This window comes from Dactylosporangium sp. NPDC049140 (genome assembly GCF_040648435.1).
Window position 1 is genome coordinate 34,788 of the sequence record NZ_JBEZDS010000011.1, and the last position, 13,612, is coordinate 48,399.

General features: G+C 75.1%; 9 protein-coding genes and 6 tRNA genes. 5 read left to right on the forward strand and 10 right to left on the reverse strand.

Going from position 1 to position 13,612, the window contains the following annotated elements:
- Nucleotide 1: 1 nt before the first annotated feature.
- From AB0B76_RS19745 to AB0B76_RS19775, 7 genes are all read right to left on the reverse strand, one after another.
- A complete protein-coding gene (locus AB0B76_RS19745) occupies nt 2-316 on the reverse strand; it encodes a hypothetical protein (protein WP_360376866.1) in 315 nt (104 codons plus the stop codon).
- 42 nt (nt 317-358) lie between these two features.
- Nucleotides 359-432 (reverse strand) — tRNA-Leu (locus AB0B76_RS19750).
- 3 nt (nt 433-435) lie between these two features.
- Nucleotides 436-507: transfer RNA gene (locus AB0B76_RS19755), tRNA-Thr, on the reverse strand.
- A 6-nt stretch (nt 508-513) separates the two neighbouring features.
- A tRNA-Gln gene (locus AB0B76_RS19760) sits at nt 514-585 on the reverse strand.
- A 9-nt stretch (nt 586-594) separates the two neighbouring features.
- Nucleotides 595-666, reverse strand: a tRNA-Gly gene (locus AB0B76_RS19765).
- Nucleotide 667: 1 nt separating this feature from the next.
- Nucleotides 668-742: transfer RNA gene (locus AB0B76_RS19770), tRNA-Glu, on the reverse strand.
- A gap of 45 nt (nt 743-787) precedes the next feature.
- Nucleotides 788-860 (reverse strand) — tRNA-Trp (locus AB0B76_RS19775).
- A 274-nt stretch (nt 861-1,134) separates the two neighbouring features.
- On the opposite strand from AB0B76_RS19775, the gene AB0B76_RS19780 reads away from it, so the two are divergent.
- The 3 genes from AB0B76_RS19780 (at nt 1,135) to AB0B76_RS19790 (ending at nt 4,386) form a co-directional block, all read left to right on the forward strand.
- Nucleotides 1,135-2,247 carry a sensor histidine kinase gene (locus AB0B76_RS19780; protein ID WP_360376869.1) on the forward strand — a complete coding sequence of 371 codons (1,113 nt, stop codon included), beginning with the start codon at nt 1,135-1,137 and terminating at the stop codon, nt 2,245-2,247.
- Nucleotides 2,244-2,909 (forward strand): response regulator transcription factor, encoded by a 666-nt coding sequence (locus tag AB0B76_RS19785; protein ID WP_360376871.1) that lies wholly within the window; start codon nt 2,244-2,246, stop codon nt 2,907-2,909. The genes AB0B76_RS19780 and AB0B76_RS19785 overlap by 4 nt, the downstream gene beginning before the upstream one ends.
- 67 nt (nt 2,910-2,976) lie before the next feature.
- Nucleotides 2,977-4,386, forward strand: coding sequence for a hypothetical protein (locus tag AB0B76_RS19790; protein WP_360376873.1), 1,410 nt, complete (start codon nt 2,977-2,979; stop codon nt 4,384-4,386).
- Nucleotides 4,387-4,398: 12 nt separating this feature from the next.
- On the opposite strand, the gene AB0B76_RS19795 is transcribed toward AB0B76_RS19790, so the two are convergent.
- Both AB0B76_RS19795 and AB0B76_RS19800 read right to left on the reverse strand, forming a co-directional pair.
- Nucleotides 4,399-5,541, reverse strand: a complete 1,143-nt coding sequence (locus AB0B76_RS19795; RefSeq protein ID WP_360376875.1) for an NAD(P)/FAD-dependent oxidoreductase — start codon at nt 5,539-5,541, stop codon at nt 4,399-4,401.
- A 63-nt stretch (nt 5,542-5,604) separates the two neighbouring features.
- Nucleotides 5,605-8,478, reverse strand: a complete 2,874-nt coding sequence (locus AB0B76_RS19800; protein ID WP_360376877.1) for a BTAD domain-containing putative transcriptional regulator — start codon at nt 8,476-8,478, stop codon at nt 5,605-5,607.
- A 140-nt stretch (nt 8,479-8,618) separates the two neighbouring features.
- On the opposite strand from AB0B76_RS19800, the gene AB0B76_RS19805 reads away from it, so the two are divergent.
- Together AB0B76_RS19805 and AB0B76_RS19810 are read left to right on the forward strand one after the other, a co-directional pair.
- Nucleotides 8,619-10,079 (forward strand): RICIN domain-containing protein, encoded by a 1,461-nt coding sequence (locus AB0B76_RS19805; RefSeq protein ID WP_360376879.1) that lies wholly within the window; start codon nt 8,619-8,621, stop codon nt 10,077-10,079.
- Between the two features lie 25 nt (nt 10,080-10,104).
- Entirely contained in the window at nt 10,105-12,933 is a 2,829-nt protein-coding gene (locus tag AB0B76_RS19810) for a glycoside hydrolase family 2 TIM barrel-domain containing protein (RefSeq protein ID WP_360376881.1), read from the forward strand.
- On the opposite strand, the gene AB0B76_RS19815 is transcribed toward AB0B76_RS19810, so the two are convergent.
- Nucleotides 12,905-13,609 (reverse strand): DUF998 domain-containing protein, encoded by a 705-nt coding sequence (locus tag AB0B76_RS19815; RefSeq protein ID WP_360376883.1) that lies wholly within the window; start codon nt 13,607-13,609, stop codon nt 12,905-12,907. The genes AB0B76_RS19810 and AB0B76_RS19815 overlap by 29 nt on opposite strands.
- Nucleotides 13,610-13,612 lie beyond the last annotated feature (3 nt).

Here is a 13,612-nt window from a genome sequence, read left to right on the forward strand (position 1 = left end):
GCTAGTTCGAGGCCGCGGCGGCCCGTGGTGCGAGCGTCCCGCGCACGACGAACATGCCGCCGCGGGCCTCGGGGCGCCAGCCGTGGCCGAGGGCGTACTCGACGACCGCGCGCACGTCGCGCGGCGTCGCGAAGCACGACTCGTCGGGCGCGGCCGGCTGCAGGTGCGCCTGCAGCACGCGCCCGTTCTTGCCGCCGTCCCAGACCCGCACGCGAACGGTGCGGTGCAGCCCGCCGCCGGCCGCCGGCCCGTACCGGACCGCGGCGCGCCACAGGAAGTCCCGCGGGCCGACGTGCAGTGTGCGCAGCTTGTGCATGGGTCCCCCTTCCGGCGATACTCCACAGTGGATGGATTGCGGTACCCAGAGAGGGACTCGAACCCCCAACGCGCCGGGTCTGAGCCGGCGGCCTCTTCCAGTTGGGCTACCTGGGCCTGAGCCAACGGGGAGAATCGAACTCCCTCCTCCGGGTTACGAATCCGGTGCACCACCGTTCGTGCTGCGCTGGCATCGCGCTCCCTCACATGGATTCGAACCACGCTTCCAGCATCCAGAGTGCTGTGTCCTGCCGGCTAGACGATGAGGGAAGGTCTGAGAGCCATCGACGGGAATCGAACCCGTTACTCTTGGGTGGAAGCCAAGCATGTCGCCGTGTACACCCCGATGGCCTGGTAGCGAGTAGGGGAGTCGAACCCCTGTTTCCGCGCTGAGAACGCGGCGGCCTGACCGCTGGCCGAACCCGCCAAGATGATCCATCCGCTGTGGAGTTGTCAACGAACGCACGTGACGCAGGGGCGACAGGATTCGAACCTGCAGCCGTCGGTTTTGGAGACCGGTGCTCAACCAGTTGAGCTACGCCCCTGAGCAAAAGCGGATAAGCAAAACCGCCCGGCCCCGGGTGCGGGGCGGGCGGCTGAGGGAGGCTCTCGAAAGAGCGCTTACCCTCGCCACCGTCCCGGCCGCTCGGCCGGCGTGAACAGCCCGGTGCCCAGCAGCTGCTGCTGCCCGGCTTCGGTCTCGGTCCACGTCGTCATCGCTGCGGCCTCTCGGTGTGTGTGCCCCGTTCGCTTACATGAACAACGGTACGCGCGGCGCTCGAGCCTGGGCAACGCATTAAATGCGTTAGGTTCGGACGTATGGGCGACGGGTACACGGCTCGGCTGGCGCCGCGGTGGCGGTGGCTGCTCGTGGTCGCCTCGCTCGCCGTGTCGGTGCCGGTGCTGTGGTTCGAGCCGGCGGTGCTCGGCGTGGCCGGCGCGCGGGTCGTGGCCGCCGTGCTCGTGGTGGTACAGGCGCTCGCGCTGTGGCTCGTGGATGTGCGGCCGTGGGCCGGGACGGCGGTCGTGCTGGCGGCCGGCGCCGGCTTCCAGGTGCTGTTCCCGGCGTTCGGGCCGGGGATCGCGTTCGTGGTGCTGTGCACGTACGCCTGGCTGCGTCCCGCCTCGGACTCGCTGCGGATGCTCGGGCTCGCGGTGGTGGCGGTGTGCGGGCCGGCGGCGGCGCAGCAGCGGTGGCTGGCGGCGGGGCTGTGGCTCGGGGCGTGCCTGCTCGCGTGGAGCTGGGGCGCCCAGGCCCGGGCCCGCGGGGCGCGGCGGGCGGCGGAGCGGCGGCAGGCGGCGCTGGAGGAGCGGGCGCGCATCGCGCGGGAGCTGCACGACGTGCTGTCGCACACGGTGTCGGTGATGGTGGTGCAGGCGGCCGCGGCCGGCGACGTGTTCGACGTGAACCCGGCGAAGGCGCGGGAGGCGCTGCGGCGCACCGAGGAGACCGGGCGGCAGGCGCTGGCGGAGCTGCGCTGGTTCCTGCGTACCGTGCGGGAGTCCGACGGCGACGAGAGCGGGCCGCAGCCGTCGCTGGACGACCTCGAGCGGCTCGCCGAGTCGGTGCGCGGGGCCGGGCTCGCGGTCGAGGTGGTGCGGGAAGGCGAGGGCGCGGTGCCGATGGCGGTGCAGCTGGGGGCGTACCGCATCGTGCAGGAGGCCCTCACGAACGCGCTGCGCCACGCGCGGGGGTCCAGGGCGACCGTGCACGTCCGGATCGACGACGGAGCGCTGGTGGTACACGTGCAGGACGACGGTCGCGGCGGAGCGTCGCCGTGGGCGAACAAGGGCAGCGGGCAGGGCCTCGCGGGCATGCGGGAACGGGCCCGGCTGCTGGGCGGGGTGTTCACGGCGGGGCCGCACCCGGGCGGCGGGTTCCGGGTGGAGGCGCGGCTGCCGATCGGGGAAGCAACGGGAGGAACGGCGTGACGATCAGGGTGCTCATCGCGGACGACCAGGCGCTGGTCCGGTCCGGGTTCCGGATGATCATCGAGGCGCGCGACGACCTCGAGGTCGTGGGGGAGGCCGGCGACGGCGCGGAGGCGGTGCGGCTCGCCGCCGAGACGGCGCCGGACGTGGTCCTCATGGACGTGCGGATGCCGGGCACCGACGGGGTCACGGCGACCCAGCGGCTGACCGCGGCCGGGCCGGCGCCGCGGGTCATCATCCTGACGACGTACGACCTGGACGAGACGCTCTACGCGGCGCTGCGGGCCGGGGCGAGCGGGTTCCTGCTCAAGGACGTCCGGCCGGCCGAGCTGGTGGAGGCGATCCGGGTCGTGGCCCGCGGGGAGGCGCTGCTGGCCCCGACGGCGACGCGGCGGCTGCTGGACCGGTTCGTGGCCACGGACACCACCCCGCCGGCCCCGGTCGGGGCGCTCGCACAGCTCACCGAGCGGGAGCGGGAGGTGCTGGGGCGGCTGGCGCGGGGCGCGGCCAACGCGGAGATCGCGGCGCAGCTGGTGGTGACCGAGGCGACAGTGAAGACGCACGTGTCGGCGATCCTGCGCAAGCTCGGCGTCCGCGACCGGGTGCAGGCGGTCGTGCTCGCGTACGACCTCGGGCTGGTCAAGCCGCGCCCCTCAGCCTAAAGAATGAGGAGATAGACCGGTCCCCGGGCCGAGGTGCCGCGCCGCCGAAATCCATAACGTCGACGGCATGAACCCGCAGCAGCGCAACGCGATCCGCCTCGTCGTGGGCCTGCTCATCGCCGCCCTGACGGTGAGCGTCTCCTTCGCCGTGCTCACGCTCGTCTTCCGCCACGACGTGCTGGCCTACCAGCACGCCCGGCACCCCGGCGCCGACCCCGCCGCCCTCGAACGCACCCTGTGGACGCGGCCGATCCCGATCCTGGCGGTCACGGTGCTCTACGTCTGGGTGATCCGCCGGCTCCGCGCCGGGGCCGCCGGGGCCTACCGCCGGGTGCGGATCGTCTCCGCGGTGGGCTTCCTCGCGGTGGCGTACCTGTTCCTGACCGCCGAGTACCCGGCGTGGCTGCGCGGCCTGCAGGGGGTACAACTGGCGCTCCTGGCCCTGCTGATCGTCGCGGTGAACCGTCCCGTGATGCGCTCGGCGTTCCCGGCCGTGCCGGACGAGCGCCCCCGCAACCGCCGGGCCGCGTGGCTGCTCGTGCTCGCCGCGCCGCTCGTCGCCGAGCTCAGCCTGGGCACGATCCCGCTGCGCACGGCTTGGGTCCTGCTCGTGTTCGCGCCGATGTACGGCGGGGGCGCGCTCTTCCTCCGCGAGATCGTGCGGCGCACCGGCGGCGGCTACGCGAACCTGCTGCTGATGGGCGTCGCCTACGGGATCGTCGAGGAGGGCCTGGTGCTGCAGAGCCTGACCAGCCCGCACCTCTACCACGCGGCGGACTGGGCGCCGCGGCTGTTCGGCCTGAACACCGACTACACGCTGCTGAACCTGGTCTACCACGCGGTGTTCAGCCTCACGATCCCGGTCGTGCTCGTCGAGCTCTGCTTCCCGGCCCACGGCACCCGCCCCTACCTGCGCCGCGGCGGCCTCGTCGCGACCGGCGTCGTCGCGCTGGCCGGGGCCGCGATCGTGCGGCTGGCGGTGCCGCCGGCGGAGGACCCCGGCTACACGATGCCGCTGGGCGCGGTGCTCGGCTTCGCGGCCGTCGCGCTGGGGGTGGCCGTGGTGGCTCTGCGGGTACACCCGAAACCGGCTCTTGCGCTGCGCGCGCCGAGCCCTCTGCCGCTGGCCCTGACCACCGGCGCCGCCGCCCTGCTGTTCTTCGGGCTGGCCCGGCCCTTCGGCGGCGCGCGGCAGCCGCTGTTCACCCACGGCTCGTGGGCCCTGCTGCCGATGGCGGCCGCGACGGCGGTGGTGGTGCTGCTGGCGTACCGCATGCGCCGGTGGAGCGCCGGCGTCTCCTGGTCGCGGGAGCACCTGATCGCGGCGGTGACGGGGGCGCTCGTGGCGCACACGGTGTTCGGGCTGCTGGGCCAGGCGGACGGCGCCCTGGACCGCGGCTTCCTGGCCGCGCTGGCGGTGCTGACGGCGGCCCTGGGCGCGGCGGCGCTGCGCGGCCCGACGCTGGTGCCGGCGTGATCGGGGAGCGGGTCACCCGGTGGTGGTCACCGTGCGGCCGCCCCGGCGGGAACCCGGCCCGACGTCCGGGAACGAGCCGTCGCCGAACAGCACGCGCGCGGCCGCCGCCCGTCCGGCCCGGCCACGCATCGCCCCGACCGCCGCCTCCGCCAGCGCCGGTGACCGCATCCCGGCGAAGGCCCGGCGCAACAGCAGCCGCCCGCGGAACCGGGATCGCAGGATTCCGCCGTCGTACCGCCGGAGCTCCCGCGGATCGCCGCTGCGCAGATAGGCCACGGCGACCGACGCGGCCAGCCGCGACAGGCGCAGGCAGGGATCGAGCCCACCGGCGGTCAGCGGCGACACCGCCCCGGCCGCGTCCCCGACCAGCAGGCCGCCCGGGCCCGCCAGCCGCCGCAGCACCCCGCCGACCGGGATCAGGCCGCCGCGCCGGTCGACCGGGCCAGTCGGGGCCGCCCGCCCCGGCGCGCCGGCGGCGAACTCGTCGAGCAGGTGCCGGACGCCCCTGGGCATCGCGTGCGGGTACCCGGCCACCCCGACGTGCGCGTGACGGCCGTCGTCGATGACCCAGCCGAGGTACCCGGGCGCCACCCGCGGATCGAGCACGCAGTGGAACGTCGGCACCCGGCTCCCGGCGGCGACCGGGTGGACCAGCTCGGCCCCGACCAGCAGCCGCCGGTTGACGTCGAGCCCGAGGTCCCGGGCCACCCGCGAGCGGGCCCCGTCCGCGCCCACGAGGAAGCGGACCCGCACCGGCTCCCACCCGTGCAGGCGGACCACCCCGCCGTCCGCGCCGTCGTACCGGGTGCCCAGGCGCACCTCGGCCCCGGCCGCCTCCGCCTGCCGCCGCGCGTGCTCGTAGACGCCCGGCATGTCGGCGACGCGGTACTCGTCACGTTCACTGGTGAGCCGGACCGGGTCGCGGCGCGAGGGCGGATACAGCACCACGTCCCGCACCCCGGGCCCGAGCAGGTGCTCCGGCAGGTCGAAGTCGTCGAGGGTGCGGCGTACGAAGATCCCGGTCGTGCGCACCCCGGCCGCGAGCGACCGCCGCTTGTCCACCACGACGACGTCGAGCCCGTGCAGGGCCAGCAACCGCGCCGTGTGCAGGCCGGCCAGGCCCGCCCCGACGACCAGCACATCGATTGTCCGCACGCCCCGACGCTAGGCCGGGCGAGGCTGAGATCCGCGCCCGTGCACCGAACCTCCGCGACACCCTCACAAGTCGTCGAGGCGCCGCCGGGTCGGCTCGGCGCCGGCGTCGCCCAGCTCCTCGTACAGCCGCAGTGCCCGTCGCCACGCCTCCCGGGTGCCCGCCCGGTCGCCCGCGGCCAGGCGGGTCTCGCCGAGCTCGACGAGCATCCGGGCGTGGGAGGCGCGGTCGCCGAAGTCGTCCATGAGCCGGATGGCCTGGCGGTGGGCGCGGGTCGCCTCCGCGTAGTCGCCGCCGCGGTGGTGGATGTCGGCGTTGTTGTTCCAGGCGAACGCCTCCCCGTGCCGGTCGCCCGCGCGCTGCAGCAGCGCCTGGGAGCGCGCGCCGACCTCGAGCGCGAGGGCGAGGTCGCCGTTCTCGACGTGGGCCCAGGACAGCGCGTTCAGCGTGCGGCCCTGCCAGAGCAGGTCCCCGGCCTGCTCCGCGAGGGCCAGGGTCCGGCCGAACTCCTCGGTCGCCTCCTTGTGGCGCGCCTGCGCGGTCAGGAGCATGCCGGTGCTGTACCGCGCCCGCGCCTCCCCGATCGCGTCGCCCAGCTCCGCGTAGAGCCGCACCGACTCGGCGAGGTGCTCGGCGGCCTCCTCGCGCCGGCCCAGGCGGTGCAGGATCCGGCCGATCTCGCGGTGGGCGTTGGCGCGCCCGGGCACCTCGCCGATGCGGTGCATGACGCCGAGCGCGGCGGTCTGCGCGGCGATGAGCTCGGGGCGGTGGCCGCGCCAGTCGAGGTACGTCGTCATCGTCCACGGCAGCTGCCACGCGTGCACGTCGAAGCCCTCGTCCGCGGCGAGCTGCACGGCCGCGGTCAGCACCCGGTGGTTCGCCTCGAACCAGGCCAGCGCCCGGCTCGGGTCGCCGAGGCGCGGGACGGTCAGCCCCGCCACCGGCTCCGGCGGGTTCAGCGGGCGGCGGCCCGGGTCGATGGCCAGCGCCGCGGCGTGCGCCGTGTGCAGGTGGTGGTCGAGCACCCGGTGCACCGCGGCGCGCCGGTCCCCGGGCGGGTCCTCGGTCTGCGCGAGCCCGGTGGCGTACGCGCGCAGCAGATCGTGCAGCGCGTAGCGCCCGGGCACGGGCTCGGCGAGCAGGTTCGCGTGCCGCAGCGCCCGCAGCCCGGCCTGGGCCGGCTCCAGCGGCTCGCCCGCGAGGCTCGCGGCGCCGGGCGCGGTCAGGTCCGGGCCCGGGTGCAGGCCCAGCAGGCGGAAGAGCCGGGCCGCGGCCGGGTTCAGCGCGCGGTACGACCAGGAGAAGACCGCCCGCACGTCGGTGGCCGGGTCGCCGCCGTCGAGCGCGTCCAGCCCGCCGCCGGCCGCGCGCAGCTGGGCCGCCTGGTCGGCGAGCGACACCCCGGCCCGCGTCGCCACCTGGGCCGCCGCGATCGCCAGGGCGAGCGGCAGCCGGGCGCAGCGGGCGACGATCTCGTCCACCGCGTCCGGCTCGGCCGCCAGCCGGTCCCGGCCCAGCCGCGCGGCGAGCAGCTCCCGGGCCTCGTCGTCGTCGAGCAGGCCCAGCGTGATCGGGTGCGCGTCGTCGAGCAGGCCCAGCGTGATCGGGTGCGCGTCGTCGAGCAGGCCCAACGTGATCGGGTGCGCGTCGTCGAGCAGGCCCAGCGTGATCGGGTGCACGTCGTCGTCGAGCAGTCCCGGCGGGGTCGGATGTCCTTGCGCCGGGCCCAGGCCGGAGCGGCTGGTCACCAGGGTCACCGACGGCCCGGAGCCCGGCAGCAGCGGGCGCACCTGGTCGGCGTCGCGGGCGTTGTCGAGCACCACGAGCAGCCGGCGGCCGGCGACGGTGGCGCGGAACCGTGCGGCGAGCTCGTCCGGCTCGTCGGGCAGCGTCTCCGGCCCGTTGAGGGCGGCGAGGAACCCGCGCAGCGCCTCGGCCGGGTCGGTGGCGGCGCCGCGCGGGTCGAAGCCGCGCAGGTTCACGTACAGCTGGCCGTCCGGGAACCGGTCCGCGACCCCCTGGGCCCAGTACACGGCCAGGCTGGTCTTGCCCACGCCCGGCGGCCCGGTGATGGCGCACACGACCGGCCCGTCCTGCGCCGCGGCCGCGTCCAGCCGGGCCAGTTCGCCGGCCCGGCCGCTGAAGCCGCGCACAGCCAGCGGCAGCTGGGCCGGGGCCGGCGGGGGCGCGGCGGCCGGGGCGGTGCCGGCGGCGAGCGCGGGGTCGCGGCGCTCGATCGCCGCCTCCAGGTCGCGCACCGTCGGCCCCGGGTCGAGCCCGAGGTCGGCGCCGAGGGTCTCGCGCAGCCGCCGGGCCGTTTCCCGGGCGGCCCGGTGGTCTCCGCAGCGGTACTGCGCGAGCATGAGCAGCCCGTGCAGCCGCTCGTCGAGCGGATGGTCCCCGGCCAGCCGCTCCAGGTCGGTCACCACGGCCGCGTGCTCGCCCAGCCGCAGCCGGTCCTCGGCCAGCGCGACCTGCGCCCGCAGCCAGACGGTGTGCAGCCGCTCGGCGTCGTCCTCGAGCCCGGCGACGCCGGCCAGCGGCCGGCCGCGCCACAGCGCGACGGCGGCGCGCAGCAGCCGCACCCGCTCGCGGGGGTCGTCGGTGTCGGCGGTGGCGCGGATCAGCCGGTCGGCCGCGGCCACGTCCGTCGGGTCCTCGCCGCCGTCGACGTGCAGCACGTAGCCGGGCGCCCGGGCCGTGACGGCGCCGCCGCCGGCGAGGGCGCGCCGCAGGTACGACACGTGCTGTTGCAGCGTGTTGAGCGCGGTCGCGGGCGGGTCGGCGCCCCAGACGGCCTCGATGAGCCGGCCGGTGCCGACGACCTCACCGTGCGCGAGCGCGAGCACGGCGAGCAGGGCCGTACGGCGGTCCCCGGCGAGCGTGCGGATGCCGCCGCCGTCGGTGAGGTCGACCGGACCCAGCAGCCTGATCTGCATGCCGGCAATCTATCCGCCACAGCGGCTAACGAATCTGAACGATCGCGAACGGTTCTGTACGAATCGTGGCGACCGCCCTCGGCGCCGGTTCGGATGTGCTCACGGACATCGGTCGGTTCCGACCGAGCGGAAGGAGAGCTGTGAATCTGTCCCGAACCGCGGCGGGCCGCCATCGCCTGACCGCCGCGCTGCGGATGTGCGTGGTACTCGCCACGGTGGCCGTCGCCGCCGTGGGGGTCCCGGCCCCGGCCGGCGCGGCGACGAGCCAGCTGAAGGGTGTGAACTGGGCCGACACCCGAGACAACTTCGTCAACGGCGTGCTGTACGTGTCCGGCCTGAGCGCCTCGGACACGTACGCGTCCGCCGGCACCGTCGCCAGCCAGGTGGTGGGGCAGCTGTACTCCATCACCGGCGCGAACACCGTCCGGATGCCAATCAACGAGCCGACGGTGTCCGGGTACTGGGCCACGTACACCGGCGCCGTCGACGCCGCGCTCGCCAAGGGCAACGTGATCCTGGCGTACTGGGCTTACAGCAACGGCAAGCCGGCGACCACGGCGGGCTTCAACCAGATGTGGGACACCGTCGTGGCGAAGTACGGCAGCAACCCCAACGCCTACTTCGAGGTCATCAACGAGCCGTACGGCTACAGCACCACCGACCTGAACAACCTCTACAACGGCTGGCTGGCCCGGTACCCGTCCGTGCCCCGCGGCCGCGTCATCCTCGACGGCGCCGGCTACGCGCAGAACCTGGCCGCGGTCGGCGGCGACAGCCGGCTCGACAACACGCTGCTGGCCGCGCACGACTACTCGTTCTTCGTCAGCCCGCCGTACGAGGACGAGACCGACTGGGCCAACCACGTCGGCAACTACATCGGCTCCTACGCCTCGCGCACCATCGTCACCGAGTGGGGCGGCCCGATGGGCCCGGGCAGCAAGAACGGCGTCAACTACGACAAAATCGACTACAGCGTGCCCAGCGGCACGTTCTTCGCCGACTACCTGCGCGGGGTCAGCAGCAAGCTGCGCAGCCTCGGCGTCGGCAGCGTGTACTGGCCGGGCCTGCGCGACGGCGACTGGTACAGCCTGACCACGAAGACGGGCAGCGGCTCCGGGATCCGGCTGACGCTCGCCAACGCCTCCGGGCTGGCCCGCCTGCAGTACGCCTGGGGCGTCGGCACCGGCGGCGGCACGTACGTCACCATCCGCAACGGCGGCACCGCCCTGGCCGTCGACGGCATGGGGCGCACCGCCAACGGGTCGAACGCGGGCCAGTACGCGCTCGGCAGCGCCACGAACCAGCAGTGGGTCATCGAGAACGACGGCAGCTACGTGCGGATCAAGAACCGCGCCACCGGGCTGTACCTCGACGGAATGGGCCGCACCGCCAACGGGAGCGCGGCCGGCCAGTACGGCGACACCAACGCGACCAACCAGCAGTGGACGGTCGTCACCGTGGCCAACACCGTGCGGATCAAGAACCGGGGCACCGGCCTGTACCTGGACGGCATGGGCCGCACCGCCAACGGCTCCGACCTGGCCCAGTACGGCGACAGCAGCTCCGCCAACCAGCAATGGTCGATCGTGGCGGCCGGCTGAAGGCCCGTGGCGCTACGGTGACCGGGTGGATTACCTGACCGGCTTCGGCCGTCCGCTCGGCACCACCGCGCCGCGGGCCGCGTTCGGCACCGACGCGCCCCGCCTGAGCCTCAACGGCACCTGGCGGTTCCGGCTCGCGCCCACCGTGGCCGAGGCGGCCGCCGGGTTCTGGGCACCCGACTTCGACGACACCGGCTGGGCGGAGCTGCCGGTGCCGTCGAGCTGGCCGATGCACGGGTTCGGCCGCCCGGCGTACACGAACGTCGTCTACCCGTTCCCGGTCGACCCGCCGCACGTGCCGACCGACAACCCGACCGGCGACCACCGCCTCGTCTTCGACGTCCCGGCCGGGTTCGCGGGGCTCGGGGCGCGGCTGCGCTTCGACGGCATCGACTCGTGCGGGCGGGTGTGGCTCAACGGCGTCGAGCTCGGCGTCACCCAGGGCAGCCGCCTGCCCGCCGAGTTCGACGTGACCGCCGCGCTGCGGCCGGGCGGCGCGAATGTCCTCGCCGTGCGGGTACACCAGTGGTCGGCGGGCAGCTACCTCGAGGACCAGGACCAGTGGTGGCTGCCGGGCATCTTCCGCGACGTCACCCTGCTCGCGCGGCCGGCCGGCGGCGTCGACGACGTGTTCGTGCAGGCGGCGTACGAGCCCGACGGCCGCGGCCGGCTGCGGGTCGAAGGTCCGGCGGACGCGGTCGTGAGCATCCCCGAGCTCGGGCTCGACCGCCTGCCGGCCGGGACCGCGCACGACGCCGGCCCGGTCGAGCCGTGGACGGCCGAGACCCCGCGGTTGTACGAGCTCGTCGTCGCCACCGCCACCGAGACGGCGACCCTGCGCATCGGCTTCCGCACGGTGGCGGTCACTGGCGGCATCCTCACCGTCAACGGCCGGCGGATCGTCCTGCGCGGCGTCAACCGCCACGAGTTCCACCCCGAGCTCGGCCGGGTCGTGCCGCCCGACGTCGTGCGCGCCGAGCTCGAGCTCATGAAGCGCCACCACGTCAACGCGATCCGCACCAGCCACTACCCGCCCCACCCGGCGGTGCTCGACCTGTGCGACGAGCTCGGCTTCTGGGTCATCGACGAGTGCGACTACGAGACGCACGGCTTCGAGCCGGTGGGCTGGCGCGGCAACCCCAGCGACGACCCGCGGTTCGCCGAGGCGTGCGTCGACCGCATGCGGCGGATGGTGGAGCGGGACAAGAACCACCCCTCGGTCATCATGTGGTCGCTGGGCAACGAGGCCGGCGTCGGGGCGAACCTGGGCCGGATGGCGGACTGGGCCCGCGAGCGCGACCCGGGCCGGCCGCTGCACTACGAGGGCGACCGCAGCTGCGCGCACGTCGACGTCTACAGCCGGATGTACGCCGGCCACGCCGAGGTCGACGCCATCGGGCGCGGCGAGGGCCACGTGCCGCACCTGCCGTTCATCCTGTGCGAGTACGCGCACGCGATGGGCAACGGGCCGGGCGGGCTCGCCGAGTACGACGAGCTGTTCGACCGCCATCCGCGCTGCCAGGGCGGCTTCGTGTGGGAGTGGCTCGACCACGGCATCCGCCGGCCCGAGGGCGACTACGCCTACGGCGGCGACTTCGGCGAGCCGCTGCACGACGGCAACTTCGTCATCGACGGGCTCGTCTTCCCGGACCGCACGCCGTCGCCGGGGCTCACCGAGCTGGCGGCCGTGTACGCGCCGGTTCGCCTGAACGTCGGGGCCGGCGCGGTGACGGTGCGCAGCCGGTACGTCTTCCGGAGCCTGGCCGGGGCGGAGCTGCGCTGGTCGGTCACGGTCGACGGGGGTCCGGGGGCGGAGGGGGCGGTGCCGCTGCCGGTGGTGGCGGCGGGGGAGACGGTCGTCGTCGCACTAAATGATATGTCCGATAAGTCGGGGAGCGGAGCGCCCGACTCAGCGGGATCCGAGGCCTGGCTGACCGTGGACGCCGTTGCGCCGGACGGGCTTGTGCTGGGCCGTGGGCAGGTCCAGCTCCGCGCGGCCGCCTCCGTTCCGGGTGTGCCGGCCGGGGCGGGGCCGCGGCGGGACGGGGGCGTCATCCGGCTCGGGGCGGCCGAGTTCGATCCGGTGCACGGGACGCTCACGAGGCTCGGGAACCTCGCGCTGCGCGGGCCCGTGCTCGACATCTGGCGGGCGCCGATCGACAACGACCGCCTCGGCCACGATCCGGTCGCCGACCGTTGGCGGGCCGCGGGGCTGCACCGGATGACCCACCGGCTGCTCGGCCTCGAGCTCGGCCCCGACGCCCTGGTGGTGGCGACCCGGGTGGCGCCGGCGGCGGCGGATCGGGCGCTGCTGGCCTGGTACACCTGGCGGACCGTCGGCGAGGCCGTCGAGCTGACCGTGCGGGTCGAGCCGGCCGGCGACTGGGACGTGCCGCTCCCGCGCCTCGGCGTGCACCTCGAACTGCCCGCGGACCTCGGCGCCGTGGCCTGGTTCGGGGCCGGCCCGGGCGAGGCGTACCCGGACTCGCGCACCGCCGCGCTGACCGGCCGCTACGAGTCCACTGTGGACGATTTGACGACGCCTTACGTGTACCCGCAGGAGAACGGCAACCGCGCCGACGCGCGCTGGCTCACGCTCACCGGGCCGGACGGCCACGGCCTGCGCGTCGAGGCGGCGCCGCGCATCGACTTCACCGCGCGGCGCTGGTCGACGGCGGCCCTGGACGCGGCCCGCCACCGCTCGGAGCTGGTGGCGGAGGACCGCATCCATCTGCACCTGGACCACGCCCACCACGGGCTGGGCAGCGCCGCCTGCGGGCCGGGCGTGCTGCCGCAGTACGAGCTGCGCCCCGAACCCGCGACCTTCACGGTGACGCTGCGGGCCTTCTCATAGCGCCGGCCGCGACCAGCGTCAGCCACAGCCAGCCGACGCCGATGGTCAGGCGCTGCAGGAGGCCCGCGATGTCGACGAGGTGCGGGCTCTGGCCGAAGCCGGCGGTCGCGAGGACGAAGAGGGTGACGAAGGCGACGGCGCTCAGGGCGGAGTACGCCGCCCGGAGCGGGGAGCGGCGGCGGGCGTACGCGTAGGCGAGGACGAGCATCGCCCCGGCGAACGCGACGAAGCCCGGCAGCGAGAACGCCAGGTCGTGCAGCCGCCCGGGCCACGTCGGCGGGTCCGGCACGGGCGGCGTGCCGGCCGGGTACCCGCTCACCGGGTCGGTGGTGAACGCGCCCGCGCCCAGCAGTCCCACGGCCCAGACGGCCAGCAGCAGCGGGGCGGCGACGGCGCCGGGCCCGGGACGCAGGGCGCGGCGCAGGCCCACGGCGAAGACCAGGCACAGCAGGCCGGCGACCACGAAGTTGACGGTCTGCACCCAGCCGCCGGGCCCGAGCGCGAGCGAGCTGACCGGGTGCCGCAGGGGGTCGTACCCGGCGTGGAGAACCGGCTCGACCAGGAAGGTCACGGTGAACAGCGGGCCGGCGAGCAGGCCGGCGCGGAGCAGGCGGTTGGGGCGGCGCGGTGGGCGACCGGGCGTCGCCGCCGCCACGAGAGTCTGAGTCCCCGTCATGTG